Below are 4491 nucleotides of genomic sequence, written 5' to 3' on the forward strand. Positions count from 1 at the left end.
TTATATAGACTCACCATTTGATCAAGGGGCCAAGATTGATTTTTAATATGAATTTGCAAGGAACCGCCCCCTTCAACAGCGGTAATTTCGGCTCCTGCCTGTTGATGACGCTCACTATCTTTTAAGTTACTCTCTTGTTTTTGCGGGGTGTGATGACCATGATGCTTGATCGTCGCTACACGTTTTCCTAACGCACTGCATTGTTGAATCAAGGTTTCCATCAAAGTCGTTTTCCCACTATTTTGATAGCCGACTACCTGTAAGACGGGACAATATTGTTCCATGGCCATTCACTTCCTTGAGTACTCTCAAGTAATAACACATCAACCGACATCCCTTTTTGATAGCCTCTTGTTCCTCCAGGCAACACAAGCAAACAATCCGCTCCGCCTAGAGAACTAACGATTCCTGACTTGTCGACACCAGAAGGAGATACGATCAGCGCACCATCCCCATAACTTACCTTAGCTCGAACTAGTCTCATAAAGGGATTGACTTTGGGGAAATCGACGCCAAGAGTAGCGGTTACTTTTTGAAGATGAGGATGGGTGCTAAGTAGAGACCTACGAATCATCGGACGAACAAATAACTCAAACCCAACATAACAAGCTGATGGATTTCCTGAAAGACCATAGAATGCTTTTTTACCCACCGTTGCCACAGTCGTTACACTGCCAGGGCGCATCGCTACTTTGTTAAAAAGCACGTCAGCTCCCAAATCGTTTAAAATCGCAGGGACATAATCATAATCTCCTACTGAGACGCCACCTGTTGTAATCAGCATATCAACTTTGGAAAGTGCTTMTTTTGTCGCGTTTAGACATGCTTCCAAATCATCGTCGAGCTTTCCTACATACAAGGCTTCCCCGCCTGCCCGTTCGATTTGAGCGATAATCATGTAGGCATTGGAATTACGGATTTTCCCCGGAGCAAGGGGTTCATCGACATCTAGCAGCTCACTTCCTGTTGCGATCACACCAATGACCGGTTTTTTAGCGACTGTGACCTGATGATACCCAAAAGTGGCTAACAAAGCGACTACTCCAGGGTTGATTTGCGTTCCTTTTTCAACTAAGACCGTCCCTTTTTTCGTGTCTTCACCTTGATAGGAAATGTTATCTCCGTCTTTAAATTCACGTTTGATTTCTATTTTTTTATCACTGATTTCCTTCGTTAATTCAAGCATGACGACTGCATTACAATCCGTTGGAATCGGTGCTCCAGTCATAATTCTTACTGCTTGGAATGGCTTGACTTCGCCTTCAAACACATACCCTGCGCCAATTTCTCCCACCACCTCAAACGAAATGGGGTGTTCAGAATTAGCTTCGTTCGTATCTTCTGCACGAATGGCGAAACCATCATATGGGGATCGATCGAACGCTGGTACATCGTGAGACGCTAGCAGGTCTTCRGCTAAAAACCTACCATAACTCTCATCAATTGAAACCATTTCAGTTTGTGGATGAACAACTGTGTGTTCCATCACTTTTTGTACTGCTTCTTCAACCGGGATCGGCTTTCGCTTCTCTACCATAGCACTCACTCCGTTTTATAATATTTCGACAACTACTCATTTTATCTTTCCAAACAAAAATAAATAATGCAAGGGGAATCCCTTGCATTATTCTAACCACCGATGTAGGACATTTCAATTTTTTTTCGATTTTTAACGGTTTCTTCTGTACGCTCTTCTGAATATTTATCGGTACGGCCAGTCCAAATCTCCGTAATTCTCGATTCAATCTCCGCATCACTTGCCCCGGATTGAACAAACTCTCGTAGGTCGTATCCCTCTTCGGCAAACAAACAAGTGAACAGTTTTCCATCCGCCGATATTCTAGCACGCGTGCAATCTCCGCAAAACGTATCCGATACAGATGATATGATTCCAACCTCTGTATTTGTCCCCTTATAACGATWCCTGGTTGCGACTTCCCCTAACTCTCGGTCGACTTTTTCAAGAGGAGCAATCGTTGACACCTTTTCTAGCAATTCCTTTTTTGTCACCACTTGTGAGAAATCCCAGCCATTTGTTTGACCAACATCCATAAACTCGATAAACCGCAATGTAATCTCCCGTTCTTTACAGTAACGAGCTAATTTCACAACTTCACTTTCATTCGAGCCTTTTTTTACAACCATGTTAATCTTCACTTTCAGTCCAGCAGCATGTGCAGCATCGATCCCTTTTAAGACAACAGCTGACGTGACTTTTCTGCCATTCATCTCCTGGAAAATATCAGTCGACAAGGCATCTAAACTAACATTTACACGCATGAGACCGGCTTGTTTTAACGCCTCAGCCTGCTTGACTAAGTGTACTCYATTTGTTGTTAAGGCAATATCTTCAATTCCATCTATTTGTGACAATCGGCGAACTAAATCAGGAACATTTTTACGAAGTAACGGTTCACCACCGGTCAGACGGATTTTCTTGACTCCTAATTTAGTGAATTGTAAAACCAAGCGTTCTATCTCATCAAACGAGAGTAGTTCTTCCTCTCGCATAAATACATAATCATCTCCGAAAACTTCTTTTGGCATGCAGTAGGAACAACGGAAATTACACTTGTCCATAATGGATACGCGTAAATCTTGCAAAGGTCTCAAGTATTTGTCTTTCACCTGGTTGATTTCCATCTTCATCCCTCCTCTACGGTTACGTTCCTCACCCTTTATCGACAATTCATTTGATTGTATTTTAAAAAAGCTGTTACTATTGGTAAGATATAATGACTCATTCTAACACAAAAAAAGGAAGGTGACTGACTACTATGCATCAGATTGATACGTCCAAAGTGGTAAACGTTGCGATATTAACGATTTCAGATACGAGAAATAAGGACGATGACCGCAGTGGCCAAGCCATTCAATCCCTCTTACAATCCAACGACCATGCCATCATTGATTATAAAATTGTAAAAGACGAACGATCTATCATTCAGGAAGAGATTCATAATTGGGTAGAAAGACCCAAGGTGCAGGTGATTATTTTAAATGGCGGAACAGGTTTCTCGCCTAGAGACGTTACGTACGAAGCCGTTTCTCAATTATTAGACAAGCAAATGGATGGATTTGGAGAGTTATTCCGGATGTTAAGCTATGAGGCAATCGGACCAAAAGCTTTATTTAGTAGAGCAGTGGCTGGAAGTAAGAAAGCGACTGCTATCTACGCATTGCCTGGCTCAACAAACGCGGTAAAGCTTGCATTAGAGAAATTAATTTTACCGACGATGTCTCATTTTGCAGATGAACTGATCAAAAAATGACGATATCAGGGGTGATATTAGCAGGGGGTCAATCCTCCCGATATGGTAAGCCAAAAATGTTCGAACAATATAAAGGAATTCCATTTTACCGCCATAGTGTAAATGCACTACTAGAAAGCGGAATTGAGTCTGTCTATATTATTACAAATGAACAACTTTCAATGGATTTTGATCAAACGGATGCAAAATTGCTGATTGAAAAAGAGATTCATGAAGGCCCCTTAGCTGCTTTAACATTTGCAATGGACTCTATTAAAGAGGCTGATTGGTACATTGTCTTAGCAGCAGACATCCCTTTTATCACACCGGAGTTGGTTCAAGCGTTAATAGAGCATACAACTGTTACTGATCCAACCATAGATGCGATCGTCCCCGTTACCGGCGAAAAAGAGCAACCACTGATCGCTATGTATCATCGTCGCTGCTTGCCCATTGCTTTGGACCTACTTAAAAATAATCGAAAAAGCATGCGACCTTTGTTACATAAAGGAAAAATAAAGTATATTCAATTTCCAGACAATCAAGTAGAATTTACGAATATTAATTACGAAAGTGATTGGAAAAAGTTGAAGAACGAGGAGAGAAGATAATGAGTGAATTTTCCCATTGGAATGAAGTGGGTCGTCCAAAAATGGTCGACATTTCTCAAAAAGAGGAAACAAAACGAAGTGCTGTCGCTCAAAGTACGATTCTACTAAAAAAAGAATTATACGATGCGATCCAAAATGCTGAAATTAAAAAAGGAGATCCTCTACAAGTTGCACAGATTGCCGGGATTATGGCTGCAAAAAAAACGCCTGATATTATCCCAATGTGTCATCCAATTCAACTGACTGGAGTCGATTTTCAGTTTGAATACAAGCAAGTAGGCGATGGCTATGAGTTGATGATGCAAGCTGAAGTGACATGCAAGGGAAATACAGGAGTTGAGATGGAGGCACTAACAGCAGTTTCTGCCGCGGCTCTCACATTCTATGATATGTGCAAAGCGGTTGATAAGAGTATGGTTATTAAAGAAACCTTTCTCTTAAGTAAATCAGGTGGAAAAAACGGAGACTATCAAGCAGCAAAATAAACTTTTTCGACCAACATTAATAGCGACCTTTTATCCATCTTTCCTACGGATAAAAGGTCGCTATACTATCGATTCCTCATTCATGTACTTGTTAATTCCTTTCTAATACAATACCCTTATCATGTATTTATTTCTGGTGAGTTC

At 41.1% G+C, this 4491-nt stretch carries 6 protein-coding genes; 3 read left to right on the plus strand and 3 right to left on the minus strand.

Annotation, left to right across the window (positions count from 1 at the left end; all coding sequences use genetic code 11):
- The 3 genes from AB685_RS26805 to moaA form a co-directional block, all read right to left on the minus strand.
- The coding region (locus AB685_RS26805) for a molybdopterin-guanine dinucleotide biosynthesis protein MobB (RefSeq protein ID WP_198530603.1) at positions 1-284 on the minus strand (284 nt) is incomplete at its 3' end.
- Entirely contained in the window at positions 254-1537 is a 1284-nt protein-coding gene (gene glp, locus AB685_RS26810; protein WP_047973646.1) for a gephyrin-like molybdotransferase Glp, read from the minus strand. The genes glp and AB685_RS26805, both read right to left, overlap by 31 nt.
- 92 nt (positions 1538-1629) lie before the next feature.
- Positions 1630-2643 (minus strand): GTP 3',8-cyclase MoaA, encoded by a 1014-nt coding sequence (moaA, locus tag AB685_RS26815; RefSeq protein ID WP_047973647.1) that lies wholly within the window; start codon positions 2641-2643, stop codon positions 1630-1632.
- A 134-nt stretch (positions 2644-2777) separates the two neighbouring features.
- Here moaA and AB685_RS26820 point away from each other — a divergent pair, with 134 nt between their 5' ends.
- From AB685_RS26820 to moaC, 3 genes are read left to right on the plus strand one after another with little or no spacing between them, the layout of a single operon-like run.
- Entirely contained in the window at positions 2778-3272 is a 495-nt protein-coding gene (locus tag AB685_RS26820; protein WP_047973648.1) for a MogA/MoaB family molybdenum cofactor biosynthesis protein, read from the plus strand.
- Positions 3269-3862 carry a molybdenum cofactor guanylyltransferase gene (locus AB685_RS26825; RefSeq protein ID WP_047973649.1) on the plus strand — a complete coding sequence of 198 codons (594 nt, stop codon included), beginning with the start codon at positions 3269-3271 and terminating at the stop codon, positions 3860-3862. Before AB685_RS26820 ends, AB685_RS26825 begins: the two co-directional genes overlap by 4 nt.
- The gene (gene moaC / locus AB685_RS26830; RefSeq protein WP_047973650.1) at positions 3862-4347 is read left to right on the plus strand and encodes a cyclic pyranopterin monophosphate synthase MoaC; all 486 of its coding nucleotides are present in this window, start codon (positions 3862-3864) and stop codon (positions 4345-4347) included. The genes AB685_RS26825 and moaC overlap by 1 nt, the downstream gene beginning before the upstream one ends.
- Positions 4348-4491 lie beyond the last annotated feature (144 nt).

The organism is Bacillus sp. LL01 (assembly GCF_001037965.1).